Annotated in this window: 15 protein-coding genes and 1 pseudogene; 8 read left to right on the top strand and 8 right to left on the bottom strand. The window is 54.2% G+C overall.

Annotation, left to right across the window (positions count from 1 at the left end; translation table 11 throughout):
* Positions 1 to 77 precede the first annotated feature (77 nt).
* Genes V7650_RS01560 through V7650_RS01580 form a run of 5 tightly spaced genes read left to right on the top strand, consistent with a single transcriptional unit; the run spans position 78 to position 4,193 of the window.
* Entirely contained in the window at positions 78 to 1,031 is a 954-nt protein-coding gene (locus tag V7650_RS01560; RefSeq protein WP_335654479.1) for a glycosyltransferase family 2 protein, read from the top strand.
* Positions 982 to 1,686, top strand: coding sequence for an acylneuraminate cytidylyltransferase family protein (locus V7650_RS01565; RefSeq protein WP_335654480.1), 705 nt, complete (start codon positions 982 to 984; stop codon positions 1,684 to 1,686). Before V7650_RS01560 ends, V7650_RS01565 begins: the two co-directional genes overlap by 50 nt.
* Positions 1,683 to 2,627 (top strand): NAD(P)-dependent oxidoreductase, encoded by a 945-nt coding sequence (locus V7650_RS01570; RefSeq protein ID WP_335654481.1) that lies wholly within the window; start codon positions 1,683 to 1,685, stop codon positions 2,625 to 2,627. Before V7650_RS01565 ends, V7650_RS01570 begins: the two co-directional genes overlap by 4 nt.
* Positions 2,620 to 3,363, top strand: a complete 744-nt coding sequence (locus V7650_RS01575) for an SDR family NAD(P)-dependent oxidoreductase (protein WP_335654482.1) — start codon at positions 2,620 to 2,622, stop codon at positions 3,361 to 3,363. The genes V7650_RS01570 and V7650_RS01575 overlap by 8 nt, the downstream gene beginning before the upstream one ends.
* Positions 3,360 to 4,193 carry an SMP-30/gluconolactonase/LRE family protein gene (locus tag V7650_RS01580; protein WP_335654483.1) on the top strand — a complete coding sequence of 278 codons (834 nt, stop codon included), beginning with the start codon at positions 3,360 to 3,362 and terminating at the stop codon, positions 4,191 to 4,193. The genes V7650_RS01575 and V7650_RS01580 overlap by 4 nt, the downstream gene beginning before the upstream one ends.
* Here the strand turns inward: V7650_RS01580 and V7650_RS01585 are convergent.
* The 3 genes from V7650_RS01585 to wecB all read right to left on the bottom strand — a co-directional run bounded on the left by V7650_RS01585 (position 4,144) and on the right by wecB (position 8,034).
* On the bottom strand, positions 4,144 to 5,484 hold the full coding sequence (locus V7650_RS01585) for an O-antigen ligase family protein (RefSeq protein ID WP_335654484.1): 1,341 nt from the start codon (positions 5,482 to 5,484) through the stop codon (positions 4,144 to 4,146). The two genes, V7650_RS01580 and V7650_RS01585, sit on opposite strands and share 50 nt — an antisense overlap.
* Before the next feature lies 1 nt (position 5,485).
* Entirely contained in the window at positions 5,486 to 6,784 is a 1,299-nt protein-coding gene (wecC, locus tag V7650_RS01590) for a UDP-N-acetyl-D-mannosamine dehydrogenase (RefSeq protein ID WP_335654485.1), read from the bottom strand.
* Positions 6,785 to 6,888: 104 nt separating this feature from the next.
* On the bottom strand, positions 6,889 to 8,034 hold the full coding sequence (gene wecB, locus V7650_RS01595; RefSeq protein WP_335654486.1) for a non-hydrolyzing UDP-N-acetylglucosamine 2-epimerase: 1,146 nt from the start codon (positions 8,032 to 8,034) through the stop codon (positions 6,889 to 6,891).
* Positions 8,035 to 8,129: 95 nt separating this feature from the next.
* Here wecB and V7650_RS01600 point away from each other — a divergent pair, with 95 nt between their 5' ends.
* Positions 8,130 to 8,504 (top strand): hypothetical protein, encoded by a 375-nt coding sequence (locus V7650_RS01600; protein WP_335654487.1) that lies wholly within the window; start codon positions 8,130 to 8,132, stop codon positions 8,502 to 8,504.
* Here the strand turns inward: V7650_RS01600 and V7650_RS01605 are convergent.
* From V7650_RS01605 to V7650_RS01615, 3 genes are all read right to left on the bottom strand, one after another.
* Entirely contained in the window at positions 8,501 to 9,568 is a 1,068-nt protein-coding gene (locus tag V7650_RS01605) for a mannose-1-phosphate guanylyltransferase/mannose-6-phosphate isomerase (RefSeq protein ID WP_335654488.1), read from the bottom strand. The two genes, V7650_RS01600 and V7650_RS01605, sit on opposite strands and share 4 nt — an antisense overlap.
* An 8-nt stretch (positions 9,569 to 9,576) precedes the next feature.
* Positions 9,577 to 10,332, bottom strand: a complete 756-nt coding sequence (locus V7650_RS01610) for a class I mannose-6-phosphate isomerase (protein ID WP_335654489.1) — start codon at positions 10,330 to 10,332, stop codon at positions 9,577 to 9,579.
* Positions 10,333 to 10,396: 64 nt separating this feature from the next.
* Positions 10,397 to 11,704, bottom strand: a complete 1,308-nt coding sequence (locus V7650_RS01615; RefSeq protein ID WP_335654490.1) for a UDP-glucose dehydrogenase family protein — start codon at positions 11,702 to 11,704, stop codon at positions 10,397 to 10,399.
* Between the two features lie 299 nt (positions 11,705 to 12,003).
* On the opposite strand from V7650_RS01615, the gene V7650_RS01620 reads away from it, so the two are divergent.
* Positions 12,004 to 13,926, top strand: a complete 1,923-nt coding sequence (locus V7650_RS01620; protein ID WP_335654491.1) for a polysaccharide biosynthesis protein — start codon at positions 12,004 to 12,006, stop codon at positions 13,924 to 13,926.
* A gap of 35 nt (positions 13,927 to 13,961) precedes the next feature.
* Here the strand turns inward: V7650_RS01620 and V7650_RS01625 are convergent, their stop codons facing one another.
* On the bottom strand, positions 13,962 to 14,381 hold the full coding sequence (locus V7650_RS01625) for a hypothetical protein (protein ID WP_335654566.1): 420 nt from the start codon (positions 14,379 to 14,381) through the stop codon (positions 13,962 to 13,964).
* Between the two features lie 111 nt (positions 14,382 to 14,492).
* Positions 14,493 to 14,822 (bottom strand): annotated as a pseudogene (locus V7650_RS01630) (LD-carboxypeptidase); the annotation flags it as partial.
* Between the two features lie 34 nt (positions 14,823 to 14,856).
* Here V7650_RS01630 and V7650_RS01635 point away from each other — a divergent pair.
* The gene (locus V7650_RS01635; RefSeq protein ID WP_335654492.1) at positions 14,857 to 16,281 is read left to right on the top strand and encodes a UDP-N-acetylmuramate--L-alanine ligase; all 1,425 of its coding nucleotides are present in this window, start codon (positions 14,857 to 14,859) and stop codon (positions 16,279 to 16,281) included.
* The last annotated feature ends 438 nt before the right edge of the window (positions 16,282 to 16,719 follow it).

Below are 16,719 nucleotides of genomic sequence, written 5' to 3' on the forward strand. Positions count from 1 at the left end.
AGCCTTTGGGTGTTATTAACCAGAATAATAAGTTTACGTTAACCCTTTTCTCTTAGGCCGGTTGGCGGAGTATTTAGATGGATATCAGCATTATCATTCGTACGCTAAACGAAGCGAAATGGTTGCCCGATTTGCTCAAGGCGGTGCGTGCGCAGAACGTGCATGATTGGGTGTGCGAGATCATCCTCGTGGATTCGGGTTCAACTGACGGAACGCTCGAAATCGCGGCGGCATTTGGCTGCAAAATCGTCAAGATCGACAAATCGCAATTCACCTTTGGCCGCTCGCTAAACTATGGGTGCGAGGCAGCCAATGGGCGATTTCTTGTGATGGTGTCCGGGCATTGCGTACCGGTCGGACCAGACTGGCTGCACAATCTTTGCAGGCCCTTGGAGGACAATATATGCGATTATAGCTATGGTCGGCAGATTGCCAAGGAAGGCTATTCCAAATATTCGGAAAAACGCCTGTTCCGGAAATATTTTCCGGCTGTTTCGAAACTCCCGCAGGATGATTTTTTCTGCAATAATGCCAATGCTGCGCTTCGCAGCGAGACTTGGCGAAAATTCAAATTCGACGAAGAGGTGACCGGGCTTGAAGACATGATGTTTGCCAAGCAGCTTTGGCAGGAAGGTCGAAAGATCGGGTATGTCGCCGATGCGGTTGTCGAACATATTCACCAAGAAGGATGGGCCCAGATCGGGCGCCGTTATGAACGCGAAGCAATCGCCTTGCAGAAGATCATGCCCGAAATTCAAGTCAGCTTTTCGGATTTTTTGAGATATGCTACCTCAGGTATCCTGTTCGATAGCGCGGCGGCATTGCAGGAACGTAGACTTCTGAGACATATCGGCGAAATCATCCTGTTCCGGGTTATGCAATATTGGGGAACGTGGCGTGGAAACAACGATCATCGTAAGCTTTCTAGAGAAGCGAAGGAAAAATATTTCTACCCCCGTTCAACGGAAAGGTCCTCATCACGTGGCTCAGAATTTTCATACCGTCGCGCTCCTGCCGATGAAGGCGCATAGCGAACGGGTCCAAGGGAAGAATTTTAGGCAATTTGCCGGAAAACCGCTATTTCGCTGGGTGCTGGACGCACTTCTGGGGGTGGAAGAGATCGATGCAGTGGTGATCAACACCGATGCGCGGGGAATATTAGCAGATCACGGATTGCACGATGGAGATGCCGGCGGTCGTATCGCGATCCGGGATCGCAAACCGGAAATTTGCGGAGACTTGGTGTCGATGAACCTCGTGCTTGCCGACGATATTGATGCCGTGGTGTCGGAAAATTATGTGATGACCCACACCACCAATCCCTTGCTGAGAAGCGCGACCATTGCTCGAGCCTTGGCGCAATACAAACGTTCCAAGGAAAATCGGGCAGCAGATTCGCTATTCTCCGTTAATAGGGTGCAAACGCGATTTTACCGAGAGAATGGCTCAGCCGTAAATCATGACCCGGACAATCTTATTAGGACTCAGGACCTGGAGCCGTGGTTTGAAGAAAATTCCAACCTTTATATTTTTGATCGTGACGGCTTCGCAAAGACAAATGCGCGCATTGGCACAAAGCCAGTTATGTTTGAGATGGATACAACGGAGTCCGTTGATATAGATGGACAGGCGCAATGGGATATGGCCGAAGCCATCGCGCTTTATCAGCAGGATCAACACCAATGAGCGATCGCAGGAAAATTCTCGTTACTTGCCCACCCATGCTGGGTCTGATTGAAGAATTCGCCAATGATTTTGAAGCGAAAGGTCTTGATTTTGTCACGGCTCCGGTCGTGCAAGTGATGACTGAAGCGGAACTAATCGATATGCTGCCGGCCCATGATGGCTGGATCATTGGCGACGACCCTGCAACGGCGGCTGTTCTGGAAGCGGGAGCTGCAGGTAAGTTGCGCGCCATCGTCAAATGGGGTGTTGGCGTCGATAATGTTGACTTTGATGCGGCCGGCCGTCTCGGGTTGCGATCCACGAACACGCCTGGGGTTTTTGGGCCAGAAGTCGCGGACCTTGCCATGAATTATGTTAGTGGCCTTGCACGCTTCAGCTTTTTCATTGATCGGGAAATCAGGCAGAAATGCAATTGGCCGAAACCCGCAGGCATATCGCTGGCGAACAAGAACGTGGGGCTGGTCGGCTTTGGTGACATTGGTCGCAATACGGCGAAGCGGTTACTGGCTGCGGACATGCGGGTCGTCGTCTATGATCCGTTTTTCAACGCGGTCAAAGGGATGGAAGTCACCCGCGCCCGCTGGCCGGAAGGGCTGTCGGAATTGGATTTTCTAGTTTTCACCGCTCCGCTCAATGACCAGACCCGCCATATGCTTCATCGCGGATTGCTTGACCAAGTGAAGCCGGGGGTGCGTATTGTCAACGTGGGGCGGGGCCCAGTCATCGAAGAGCAGGCGTTGACAGACGGTTTGAAAAATGGCGTGATCCATTCGGTTGGCTTGGATGTGTTTGAAGAGGAACCCTTGTCTGCAGATAGTCCGTTGCGCGCTTATCCTTATAATATATTTGGAAGTCACAATGGCTCGAACACGGTCGATGCGGTTCGGCGAGTGAGCCGAATGGCGATCGATATCATTGGGGGGTACTTGGAAGATGAGTGAATTTGCAGCGCTTGTTACCGGTTCCAATGGCGGCATTGGGCAGGCGCTCGTTACCACGTTGCAGGAAGCGGGATGGTTTGTGGTCGGCATCGACCGTAATCCGGACAATCGTTCAAAATGTGATGCATTCATTCATTTTGATCTGGCGAACTGTTGCCACGAAAGCGACTTTCGGAAAAATTGTATCGACGCTATTTTGCGCGCCGCTAGGGATCTTCCGATCAAGGCGCTGATCAACAATGCTGCTGTCCAGGTTCTCGGCTCTACCGGGGAAATTAGATCGGAAGAATGGCACAACACGCTAAAGGTAAATTTGAGCGCACCTTTTCTTCTGTCACAGGCATTGCTGCCATGTTTGCGTAACGCCAGCGGTTCGATCCTCAATATCGGTTCTGTGCATGCTCAGGCAACCAAGAAGGGTTTTGTTGCCTATGCTACCAGCAAGGCAGGCCTTCATGGCCTGACCCGCGCGCTCGCAGTTGATCTGGGGCCACAGGTTCGGGTCAATTGTCTCGCTCCCGCAGCGATTTCAACGGACATGTTGAAAGCCGGTTTTGAGGGAAAAGATGACGAATTTGCCGCGCTGGAAGCCGTTCATCCAGCCGGCCGAATTGGCAGTTGCGAGGATGTTGCCCAAGCGGCCCTCTTTCTGCTTTCTGACAAATCTACTTTTGTGACTGGCTGTTGTTTCTATCTTGATGGTGGAATTTTGTCTCGTCTCCACGATCCGGCATGATGCCTGATATTCACCTTGCCGGAGAATATCAGGCGATTCTGGGTGAGAGCATCTACTGGAGCGCCAATGCGAAGGCGCTTTTGTGGGTTGATGTGAAAAGCCAAAAGATCGTACGTTATTGTCCCGAAGCACGAGCAGAAAAATTGTGGCATGTCCCTGAACAAATCGGTTGCATAGTCGATGACTCGACGGGCCCTCGATTTCTTGCAGCCCTGCAATCGGGATTTGCGACAATCACCTTGCCAGAGCACTCGGCGGAAGCCATCGTCAGGCCAATCTGCAATCCGGAAGCGGATCGTCCTGGCAATCGCTTTAACGATGGTGGGATAGATCCGGACGGCCATTTTTGGGCAGGATCGATGGATGATGCCGAAAAAATTGACAGTGGTAGCTGGTGGCGACTGGCACCCGATGGGAGAGCTCAGCTGTTGCTATCTGGATTCAAAGTGACCAACGGACCTGCCTTCTCCCTGGACAGCAATTTCGTTTTTCTGACGGATTCATCGAAACGCATAGTCTTCCGAGGTATTTATGACCAGAGCGCCGGTCTGCGCGATATTGCTGCGTGGGCAGAGTTTACCAGCGACCAGGGATATCCGGATGGCATGACTTTTGGGCCAGATGGCAATTTGTGGATTGCTTTTTGGGATGGTGCTTGTGTCCGGGCTTTGAATTCGTCAGGCGAGATCATCCGGCAAATAGACATGCCTGTGCAGCGTCCAACCAAAATTGCGTTTACAGAGGACGGCACCGCCTATGTCACGAGCGCGAGAGTAAATTCTACAGTGACGGGAAGGGATGGCCGCTTGCACCTGTTTCGTCTGGACTGAGGGAGGCTAGGGGTAGCAGCAGGAAAATTATAGTAACCGCGATCGTGAAATTGTAGAATAAAATACCGTCTAACATCGAAAAAGCCAGCATGGTGGTCGCTCCTAGCAATCCAAATGATCGCAACCGACTGTCGATGCTTTTTCCTAGCACCAACCGGAAATAGGCAATCGCCAGCATCAGCAACATCGCCGTGCAGCCGAGCAGGCCCCAGTCAAAGGCAAACTGCAGAATGCTGTTGTGGGGATGTTTGAAAAACCCTGCCGCAGCCGAATTGACGTGCTGAAATTGCATTCCGCCAAAGCCTAGCCATGGTCTATCGGAGATCAGTCGTATCGTTTCCAGCCAGATTTCGGTCCGGCCGGACGATAGGTCCGATGGTCCTGTGTTGCCGTTCCAAAACCTTTGAATAGCACCAAACCAGCCTATTGTCGGAGCTGGTAAAAGGATGGAAAGAATGGACCCTGCTGCCGTTGCTATACCGGCGTGCTTCCAAAACAGACGAGTGTGAAAGTGGGAGGAGAACAACGCGGTTATCCCAACCGCGAGAATGAGAGCGGCTGCTGGACCCCGTGAGCCCAACCAGAGCATTGCTGTAATATTGACCATAAGCAATATCGCGTGCGGCTTGCTCTGGAACTTAGGCCAAACCGCCATGCCCGCCAGGCCAGAAGCAATGGCGGGCGCAAAAATATAGCCAGTGTGACGGATGTGGGCATAGCCTGGCAGGCTGCTCTTCCAATCGTACGCAGAGTCGACGCCCGTAATTGTCACAAATGCAAATATCGCGGCACCTGTAAGTGCCGAAGAGGCGGCAAGGACGAGACAAAAATTTCTAACCATTGATATGCAATTGATATCGTAGCATCGTACGAGATGAACGATGCTGACGGCGAACAGCAGGTGAACGATCCAGATAACCGCAGACATTACCGCCAGTTGTGGAAATGTTGCCGATGACGAGGCCGTAACCAATGCGACAAGCCACCCGCACGCCAAAAGTTGAACCAGCCGAGAGAGGTCGCGAAACATTTGGAGCGCACTCATTTTATGTAAAAGCGCTATACATATCACTGCCAACTCGACATATAACGAAGGTAACCAAGAAATCCGCGAGCTCGATTGCCAGTTGGTGAAACTGCCGTCCCACGACGTCAGGACCAATATTCGGAATAGCGGTATTAGCGCCAGCAATATTAGCCAATGTTGACCCAAGAAGGTAACCAAAGCCGACAGGTTTGCCAATTTTGGCTGATTTCCGGCTTTCAATGTATTATCCTCGTCACCGACCAACTCAACTCGCCAGCCTGATATCCCCGACGGCCGCCCGGTTGTCCGGCTGGTCCGGCCAGATGCCGCGGGTGTCGTAGACCACCTTGCCGACCCGTTCGTCAAGCGGGATTGACTTGAACATGTCGTGGTCGGTGAGGGTGATCATGATCGGGCAGTTTTCCAGCGCCTGGTCGATGTCGATCAGCTCGGCACCGGTGCCCTCGAAGGCGGCGGGCAGTTCGCTCGCATAGGGTTCCACGATCTTGACCCGGCCGCCATAGCGGCGAGCCAGCTTGGCGGCGATCTTGAGGGCAGGGCTCTCTCGGAAATCGTCGATATTGGCCTTGAACGCCAGGCCGAAGCAGGCGATCGATACGCCCGGCAGTTCGTCGATCAGCAGCGAGGCCTGTTCCAGCACATGGCCGGTCTTGCCGTCGTTGACCTCTCGGGCGATCCGGATGAGGGGGGATTGCTCGGGCGCGCTGTGGATGATGAACCAGGGGTCGACCGCGATGCAATGGCCGCCGACGCCGGGGCCGGGCTGCAGAATATTGACCCGGGGATGGCGGTTGGCGAGGCGGATGACCTCCCAGACGTCGAGCTCCATATGGTCAGCAATGATCGACAGTTCGTTGGCGAAGGCGATATTGACGTCGCGATAGCTGTTCTCGACCAGTTTCGTCATTTCCGCGGCGCGGGCGGATGTCGTCACCAGTTCGCCGCGGACGAAGCGGCGGTAGAAGCCCAGCGCTTTGCGCGCACAGCGCGGCGTGATACCGCCGATGCTGCGATCGTTCTGGATCAGCTCCTCGAGAATCTTGCCGGGCAGCACCCGTTCCGGGCAATAGGCGATGGCGATATCGGGAATGTCATGAACTAGGCCCGGGACTTTGAGGTCCGGGCGTAACCGTGCCACCAGGTCGCGCATCTTCTCGGTCGTGCCCACGGGGCAGGTCGATTCCAGAATGATCGTGTCCCCGGCCTTCAGCGCCGCCGCGATGTTGGTGACCGCTTCCATGACATAGCTCGTGTCGGGGATGTGGTTGTCGCCGAAGGGGGTGGGAACGGCGATAACGAAGATATCGGACGGCTCCACCATCAGCGAAGCACGTAGCGTGCCCCGGGACACCACGCCCTGCACCAGACCGTCGAGATCGACTTCCTCGATGTGGATATTGCCCGAATTGATGGTCTTGACGACCTGTTCGTTGATATCGACGCCAAGTACCGGGCAGCCCGAGCGAGCAATCACGGCGGCTGTCGGCAATCCGATATAGCCCAGTCCCATGACACAGACGCTTGGTTTTTCTTCCGACAACATAGGTGAAACCACTCCGCAGGGCGCCGATGTGGCGCGATTCATCTGTGGGGACGCTAGCTGCTCGGGGTAAATATTTAGGTAACGGTAGATTGGGCAGAAATAGTTCAGGCGGTGAGGCTGGCCTCGATGATATCGGCTATCCGCTGGCTGGCCTTGCCGTCGCCAAAGGGATTATGCGCCCGTGCCATCGCCAGATAATGATCCTTGCAGTCCAGCAGCCTGGTGGCTTCTGTCACAATTATGGCTGTATCGGTTCCAACCAGTTTCGCGGTGCCGGCTGCTACCCCTTCCGGACGTTCGGTCGTATCGCGCATCACCAGTACCGGCTTGCCGAGCGCCGGCGCTTCTTCCTGTACCCCGCCGCTGTCGGTCATCATGAAGCTGCAATGGTGAAGCAGACTGACGAAATTCGGATAGTCCAGCGGTTCAATCATCGCGACATTGTCCAGATGGCCGAGTGCATCCTGCATGATCGCCCGGACCTTGGGGTTGCGATGGAGAGGGAAGATCAGTGCCACGTCCGACCGCTCCGCAATGGTCCGCAAGGCGCTGGCGATACTGATCAGACCATCGCCAAGATTTTCACGTCGGTGACTGGTGACACCGATGATCCGGCGCCCCCTGAATTTTTCGTAGAGGTCGCCAAGATCCGTATCCAGTTCGCCTGAACTCTTCGTCTGTTCTGCAGTGATAAGCAGAGCGTCTATGACCGTGTTGCCGGTGATATATATCTGACCCGTTGGAATATTTTCTTTTTCGAGCGCCTGTGCCGAGGTTTGAGTCGGCGCGAAATGCTGATCGGCAATAGTTCCGATGATTTTCCGATTCACTTCCTCGGGCCAAGGATGATAAATATTGTAGCTGCGCAGACCCGCTTCCACGTGACTTACTGGGATCTGACGATAATAAGCTGCCAATGCCCCACACATGGCCGTTGCTGTATCGCCCTGAACGACGACGCGCCGGGGGCGAATCTGGTCCAGTGTTTTCCCGATACCGCTGAGAAGTCTGGCGGTTAGATCGTCCAGGCTCTGGTCGGCTTTCATGAGATCCAGATCGAAGTCAGGCTGAATATCGGCAATCCGCAAGACCTGATCAAGCATTTCCCTGTGCTGGGCTGTGACGCACGTCAACGAGTCCAACCCATCGCGGGCCGCCAGAGCCTGCACCACCGGGAAAAGCTTGATGGCTTCCGGCCGGGTACCAAAAATCGTCAATATTCTTGGCTTTGCTGTGATTTCTGTATTCATGCAAAGGGCCTAACCGCTTTTGGCTAAAATTTTCATAACCCGTTAGGTCGCAAAAGGCATTGACCGCCGCACCGTGCTAGCCCAACGCGACACGAGTGAACTGGTTTGAATTCAAAGATTGGCTGGAAATGTCAACCGGGCTGGACCGCAATTCCCTGCACATTTATGCCGGGATTGCGGTGCAACTGACCGCGGCTTTTGTTTTTCGGCGGTCCCTGGCAAGCCCGTGGCCTTGGCTGATCGTGGCAGTAGCGGCGATCGCCAATGAAATTTACGATTATTCCTTCGTTCCGGAGCCACAGACCGGCGACGCGGTTCATTTTGACGCGGCCGTTCGGGACCTCTGGAACACACTGCTGTTGCCATCAATTTTGCTGGCGATTGCCAGATGGTGGCCCGCCATGCTGACTGGCCCACAGTTGATCAAAGCGTATCCGGCTGGGGGGGACGGGGGCGGACCGGAAATCTAGCCTGTCTCTGCGCGCTTCTGCGTAATTTTCTTCACGTTCTGGGATTGGCCGCGAGGCAGCACCAAGACCTGGTTTTCATGGCTAACGATAATCAGGTCGGTCACGCCCAAAACCGAGATTTCCAGATTCCGGCTGTGGATAAGATTGTTGCTTGAGTCGATCGTCGTGGCTGCGCCGAAAATGACATTCGACTGCTCGTCCTTCTCGCAAATATCAAATAGCGAATCCCAACTTCCCAGATCGGACCAGCCCGGGTTGACCGGCGTGACCGCCACTTTCTCGGCTCGCTCCATGATCGCATAATCGATCGAGTCCGAGGGTGCCGAGGCAAAGGCGTTGGCGTCCGGAAAGTGAATCTCGTTGTCGCTTCGCTTGCCCGCCATTGCCGATTGGCAGGCGGCGAGCATTTCAGGAGCAAATTTTTTCATCGCCGCCAGATAGGTGTCCGCCCGAAACAGAAATATGCCCGCGTTCCAGCAAAAGCCGCCTTCTGCGAGCATTTTTTCCGCGTTTTCAAAATTCGGCTTCTCGACAAATCTTTTTGCCGCGAAGCTTCCGAGGCTGCTGCTGATCGCCTTACCTTGCTGTATATAACCGTAGCCGGTCGCGGCTTCCGTCGGTTCGATTCCGAAGGTCACCAGCCAGCCGGATTGCGCCACGGGAAGCGAATCCAGAACGGCCTTTTGGAAGGCCTTGATATTCTTGATGATGTGATCACTCGGCATGACCAGCATCAGATCGGACGGGCTTTTCGCGGCTAGCGCCGCCAGTGCAATTGCCGGAGCGGTATTGCGCGCGCAGGGTTCGAGAATGATTGCACCGGGATCAGCCCCCACTTCCGCCATTTGCTCCTTCATGATCTCGATATGGCTGGAAGCGCCGACAATGACGGGGCTGCGATAGAATGACTTGTCGGCACAGCGCTGTAACGTCAGCTGGAACATGCTGACCGGGCCAAAGAGGTCCAGAAATTGCTTTGGTCTGGTCGGTGTGGAAAGCGGCCATAACCGGGTGCCCGAGCCGCCCGACAGGATCACCGGCGTGACAGGGTCTGTTTGCGTCATGTCAGTTCTCACGTTGTTGTGCTAGCGATCAGCGCTTTGCCGTTGCCGGATAGATCAATATCGGAATATCGCGCGCAAAGCCCACATTCGCCGGCCTTGATCGATTTTCCCCGGACGATGACCGAGCCCTCTAGCGGAATGACCTGCCATTCGGTGCTCATTTTGCGGGAAATTACCTCATCGTCCGTGCCCATAATATGATAGAGCGCAAATGGCGATCCGGAGACAAGGACGGTTGAATGGTCCAAAGTCTGCTGCATTGCATATTTCATGTCATAGGGTGCCAGCTTGGCCACCGCCAGCGCATCATCGAGATGCAGTTCTCGCGGCCGACCGTAGTCGTATATCCGAAAGGTAATATCGACATTCTGCTGCACTTCCACAAGCGAGATATCGGGACCGATCGCATGGATGGTTCCGGCCGGCACGAAGAAAAAGTCACCCTTCTTGACCGGTTTCCAATCGATCAGTTGTTCAATTTCCCCCAATATCGCGGCCGTTTTTAGCTTGGTGGGGCTGACCTTGTTCTTGAGGCCAAGCCCGAGCACGGCTTCCGGCCCGGCCTCGAGAATGAACCAGCATTCTTCCTTGCCGTGAGCGAGGCCAATGCGGCGGGCATGCCGATCATTGGGATGCACCTGCACGGAAAGCTTTTCGCTGGTGAACAGATATTTGGTCATCAGCTCGGGCGTTACGCCGTCGGGAGCTCCAAACCACACTTCGCCAATTTTTTTGCCGGTTCCGCCATCGAATATATCAGGCAAAATTTCCTGACCCCAAGGCTTTTCAATAAATGTTCGCTGTAACTTCATACCGCGTGGTTGGAACTCATCTTAGTCTCCCGACGCTCGAATAGACCAGGCTGCTTTGCGCAACTTCTGCAGGATTGTAGATGTTGCGCAGATCGACCAATATATTACCATTCATCACCTGAGCCAGCTTTTCCAGATCCAGCGCACGGAAGGCATCCCATTCTGTCACGATGACGACGGCATCGGCATCGGTCGCCGCAGTGTAGCTGCTGTCCGTCATTGCCACATCGGGCATCAACTCTTTCGCCGATTCCATGCCTTCGGGATCATAGGCGGACACGATTGCGCCGGCGTCGATCAAGGTTTGTGCGATAGCAATGGAAGGAGCGTCCCGCATATCGTCCGTATTCGGTTTGAACGTAAGGCCCAGCAAAGCTACCCTCTTGTCACGCACGTCGCCATCGAGGGCATGGATTACCTTGCGGCCCATTGCGCGTTTGCGCTGATCATTGACCTGCACAACGGCTTCGACGATGCGAATGGGACTGTCATTGTCCTGGGCTGTCTTGATCAGCGCGAGCGTGTCCTTGGGAAAACAGCTCCCGCCATATCCCGGGCCGGCGTGAAGGAACTTGGACCCGATCCGGTTGTCCAGTCCAATCCCGCGCGCAACTTCCTGTACATCCGCCCCAACTTTTTCGCACAGATCGGCAATTTCGTTGATGAAAGTGATCTTCGTGGCCAAGAATGCGTTGGCAGCGTATTTTGTCAGTTCCGCGGTTCGTCGACCGGTAAACAATATCGGAGACTCGTTCAGGAAAAGCGGGCGGTATATTTCCGTCATCACCTCCTTAGCCCAGGCATCCTCGGTACCTATGACGATGCGGTCCGGACGTTTGAAGTCACGGATAGCAGCGCCTTCACGCAAAAACTCCGGGTTCGACACAACGGCGAACCGATCGCGTGGCTGCTTCTTCTCGATGATATGCTGGACTTCGTCACCTGTCCCGACGGGAACGGTGGACTTGGTGATGACCACTGTCCGCTTCCCAATGGAATCGGCGATTTCTTCGCTCGCTGCATAGACATAGCTCAGATCAGCATGACCGTCACCTCTCCGGGACGGCGTTCCCACTGCGATGAAGATCGCATCGCAGTCCTTGATTGATGCCGCCAGATCGGTCGAGAAAGACAAGCGTTCTGCATCAACATTGCGTTTGACCAGATCTGCCAGACCAGGTTCGTAGATCGGCATGATATTCCTGTTTAGGTCTGATATTTTTTTGTCGTCTTTGTCGACGCACACTACTTGGTGGCCAAAATCGGCAAAACACGCACCGGACACCAAGCCCACATAGCCAGAACCGATCATTGCAAGTTTCATTCAATTCCCTCGAAAGCTAGATGTCCAAACACGCTTTATTTCTGGGCTTGTGAGGCTTTGGCCGCTACAGGTCAAGTCTACTCAGCGACATCAACCCCCAGTATTCCATTCGTGCTCCTGATCCTCTGATGCGGCCGGTAATGAACTGTCATATATCGACCTCAGGCGACAAATCACTCCACCATGAACAGCCAAGCCTAAGGGAGATTTTTAATATTCTTGGCTAAAGCGGCTCACTTTCGTAGATGGTATTCGCAGGGCAGCCGCGTTGAACATCTGAAGCCAGTTTTGAGAGCCAAATGACGAAAAATGCTATCTCCCTCATCACCTATTGTCTGGAGAGGATTGCCCAGCTAACGCGCTGGAAAAAGAGGGCGATAGTTGTTGCCCTTGATATCATCCTCTGTATCCAATCGATCTGGATAGCCTATTCGCTTCGCATTGGAGTATGGATTCTTTGGGATCTAGCGGTTCAGAAAATACTGCTCGTATGTCTATTAGTGATGATTCCGGTGTTCGTCCTGAGCGGCGTATACAATGCCATCTTCCGCTATGCCGGTACCGGCATGATGCGCATATTGGTGCGGGCCTTCGTCATATATTCTGTGCTGGTCGGATTCTCATTTGTCGTGGTCGGACTTGATGGAGTACCAAGAACCATCGGCGTCATGCAGCCCGTGGTGTTTTTCTTTCTGGTCGGGCTGTCGAGGTTAACCGGACGGTACCTGATGGTCGATATTCTCGGCAGGAACCGGTTTGATGGTGAGGTCCGAAACGTATTGATCTACGGCGCGGGAAGTGCTGGCCAACAGCTGGCTGCGTCCATGCGTTCGGAACCGGCGATGCGATTGCGGGGATATGTCGATGATGATCGGCGACTGGATGGACAAAGACTGGATGGAGACAAGGTTTTTTGGAGTGGACATCTGCCAAATCTTATCAAGAAACGCCAGATTACCGACATTCTTTTGGCGCTACCGCGAATCAATCGCAGGAAACGGCGGGCGATCGTCGAACAGGTTCGCGAATTCAAGGTGCACGTCCAGACATTGCCGAATATGCAGGAGATCATATCCGGGAAGATTTCATTCAGTGATATCCGCGAGCTTGAGATTGAGGATTTGCTGGGACGAGAACCGGTTTTGCCGAATGAATTGCTGTTCGGCAAAACAATCGTTGGGAAAACTGTACTCGTCACCGGTGCGGGCGGTTCCATCGGCAGTGAGCTGTGTCGACAGATCGCCAATTCGGGCGCGCGGCGACTGATCATGTTCGATCTCTCGGAATTTGCGCTTTACGAGATCGAAAAGGAACTGAAGAAGGGATTGGCCAGCCATGGCGCGACAACTCTGGAACTGATCCCCGTGCTTGGTTCGGTAACCGATGCGGAAAGGCTGAAAGAGATATTTGCACGTTGGCAGCCTGACACCGTTTTTCACGCAGCAGCCTACAAACACGTTCCATTGGTTGAAGCCAATCCGGTCGAAGGCATTCGCAACAATATATTGGGAACCCAAACGCTGGCTGCTGCGGCGCATCAGGCGGGGGTGAGGGATTTCATCCTGATTAGTACCGACAAGGCGGTCCGGCCGACAAATGTCATGGGAGCAACCAAGCGGGCTGCCGAACAGATCATCCAGACTTGTGCACGGAATGACGGGGAAACGAGATTCTCGATGGTGCGCTTCGGCAATGTTCTTGGGTCCAGCGGATCGGTTGTACCGTTATTCCGGAAGCAGATTGAACAAGGCGGGCCCATAACCCTCACGGACAGAAAGGTGACGCGCTTTTTCATGACCATCCCCGAGGCGGCTCAACTTGTCATTCAGGCGGCGGGCATGGCAAGGGGTGGTGAAGTGTTTGTCCTGGATATGGGGAAGCCTGTAAAAATTATTGATCTGGCCGAGACACTTGTTCGCTTGTCGGGCCTTACTGTGCGGAACCAGACGAACCCTGATGGCGACATTGAAATTGTCGAAGTGGGGCTACGCGCGGGCGAAAAGCTATATGAGGAATTGATCATCGGGAACGATCCCATGGAGACGTTGCATCCTCGCATCATGAAGGCACATGAAGTTTGTTTGGCCCAAGAAGTACTGGATGGGTTGGTTGCGGAACTCAGGGATTGTCGCGATTCCGAACGCGCGGTCGACATTCTAAAGTCTCTTGTCCCAGAATTCGATCACGGCCGGGACAATGGCGACCTGGAAAAGGCGTCTTGAGGACCGCTATCAATTAGACCATCTTGCGGTTTGAACTACATTGTCCCCAGCAGGCCAAACGGGACAATTCTGTTCTCGACATCATGGCCGATCACAGCGCGGCCGAGGTAGGGGATCCCGCTTTGCCCGCACCATCTTTTGGCGATGGTTTCAGAGCTTTCGCCGAATGGCCGATCATTCTCAGGTATATCGCTAATATTCCCCAATTTTATTCCCGCCAGTTGCTGTTCCGCGACGTTGCTGCACAGATGGAACATTGCGCGATCAAACGCATAGAGATATTCTGATACCTCCTCAATGATCAGTACATGCCCGCGCAAGTCCGGCATCAGGCTTGTTCCGGTCATCATCGTCAGTGTCATCAGATTGAAAGCAGCATATTTGGTGCCTTCCGTCATGCCCGGCTCGAAGGCATCAGCCGCCTGATCAACAAGCCAGTTCAGCGCCCTGAGCACGGCCTGTTCGCCACCGGGCCTGCCAATATCCGATGGCATCGGGCCATGCGCGACAGTCCCGATACCTGCGCGGTAAAGTCCGCCGAGCAGGTTGCCCGCATCGCTATATCCGAGATAGGTCTTGCCCTGGGCATGGATCCCGAGTTGCTCGATGGCCGGTTCCGCCATGCGAGTTGCACCATAGCCGCCACGGGCAAACCAGATGGCATCGACATTCGGATCATTGGCCAGAGCGACAAAGCTGTCCGCGCGCTGCTTGTCACTGCCCGCGAAATGGCCCCGTTCAAAAAAGCATTGCTCGTCGAAATGAAGATCCGCCCGGGGCTGGACAGCGGCCGCTAGGGCTACAACCCGGTCGGCAGCCTCTCGCGTGAAGGGGGTAGACGGAGCGCAAATGCCAATGCGGACGGGCGAAGAGATGAAATTTGCTCCTTGAGCCATTGCCAAACAGTTTGGGAAGCAATAGCGCGAAAAAATGACAGAAGACAAATCCTATTATTTTTGCGGCATCGGCGGCTCCGGAATGTTGCCGCTCGCGATGATCGTCAAGGCGGCCGGCGCGCGTGTTGCAGGCTCCGACCGGGCTCTGGATCAGGGGAGGTTGTCCGACAAGTTCAAGTGGCTGGAGGCGCGAGGAATTGCGCTGTTCGATCAGGATGGCAGCGGTTTGGTCGATAGTCGCCAGATACTCGTCGCGTCCGCCGCGATTGAAGACACCGTGCCCGACATCCAGCGCGCCAACCTGCTTGGCTGTCGGCGAATGACGCGGGCAGAGCTTCTGGCGGAGCATTTCAATGCGGTTGTCCGCAATATCGCGGTTGGGGGAACCAGCGGCAAATCGACTGTCACCGGAATGATCGGCTGGATTCTTACCGAGGCCAAGCTTGATCCCACCATCATGAACGGTGCGGTCATGAAAAATTTTGCGGATGCAGATGCTCCCTTCGCCAGTTCGCGAGTGGGCCAGAGTGACGTAATGGTGAGCGAAGTTGACGAAAGCGATGGCTCCATTGCTCTTTTCAATCCCCGCGTGGCCGTGCTCAACAATGTCAGCCTTGATCACAAGAGCCTGGAAGAACTGCGAATGTTGTTTGGAGATTTTGTATCAAAAGCAACGCACGCGATCTGGAATCTAGACGACCCGGAATCCCGAACCCTGTTTGCAGCACGGAGAGTTACTGCATCCAGTAGTTTTGGGTTTTCGGACGGCGCGGACTTCCAGGCCGTGCAGGTTCAAGAACAGCCTCTGAGCAGTCGCTTTACGTTGCGCAGGCAGGGAGAGGACTATCCGGTTTCGCTGCAGGTGCCGGGCAGGCATAATATCGCCAACGCCCTTGCGGCGATAGCCGCAAGCTGCGCGATCGGCGTTCCGGTCGATATTGCGACGGCCGCTATTGGTTCCTATCTTGGCCTGGCCCGTCGTTTTGATATTGTCGGAAGCGCAAACGGCGTCACCGTGATTGACGATTTCGGGCATAATCCGGACAAGATTTCGGCGACATTGCGGACGCTGAGGGCGTTTCCAGGCAGGGTTATCGCCTTTTTCCAGCCTCACGGCTTTGGACCGATTCAGAAAATGGGAACCGAACTCGCTGCGGTTTTTTCGGAATGTCTGGACGGCGATGATCGAGTCCTGATCTGCGATCCCGTCTATTTTGGCGGGACGGTGGATCGCTCGCTCGGCAGCGAGTCGGTTGTTGATGCGATCAATGCCGGTGGCGGCAATGCCATATTTCTGCCGGAACGGGAGGCATGTGGCACTAGAATGGCCGAGCTAGCGAGGCCCGGGGATCGTATCGTGGTCATGGGCGCGCGTGACGATACGCTGCAAGGCTTTGCCAAGTCTATATTGGCCAATATTGCGGCGCGCAGTCCTACCCTATCAGTAACGCGAACTTGAAAACGATCTAGATTGAACGGGCGAAAAAACAGTTCTCACAGGGATTGATCTATATCGGGAGCCATCAAACCGATTCTGCAATGCTATATGTCGTAAAAAATCTTATGACCAGCGCTTCGGATCGCTCGCTAAATAACTGAAATTGGCGAGTATTCAGTTAACCTTTATTGATAAAGTGTTAAACTTTCCGGACCGCTTAAAATGTCTCTCAAAAAAATCCAAGCAATTGCAAAGGGTTGAAGTTTTACAACCGTAACATACTGTATCATTAGCCGTATCTAACTGCCTTTGGACGGGGATTTGGCCCACAACCGTTTGGCAAGTGGGGCAATTCGGCTTTCAGCCTGTGGTAACCCAATTAAGCACCACAGTTGTCCCGGCACTGGCGCGATATTCTGGTCGATATCGTGCCGACTGTTCCAGACGGAGTGGGCAGAA

This window comes from Parasphingorhabdus sp., from assembly GCF_036964565.1.
Lineage (GTDB): Bacteria > Pseudomonadota > Alphaproteobacteria > Sphingomonadales > Sphingomonadaceae > Parasphingorhabdus.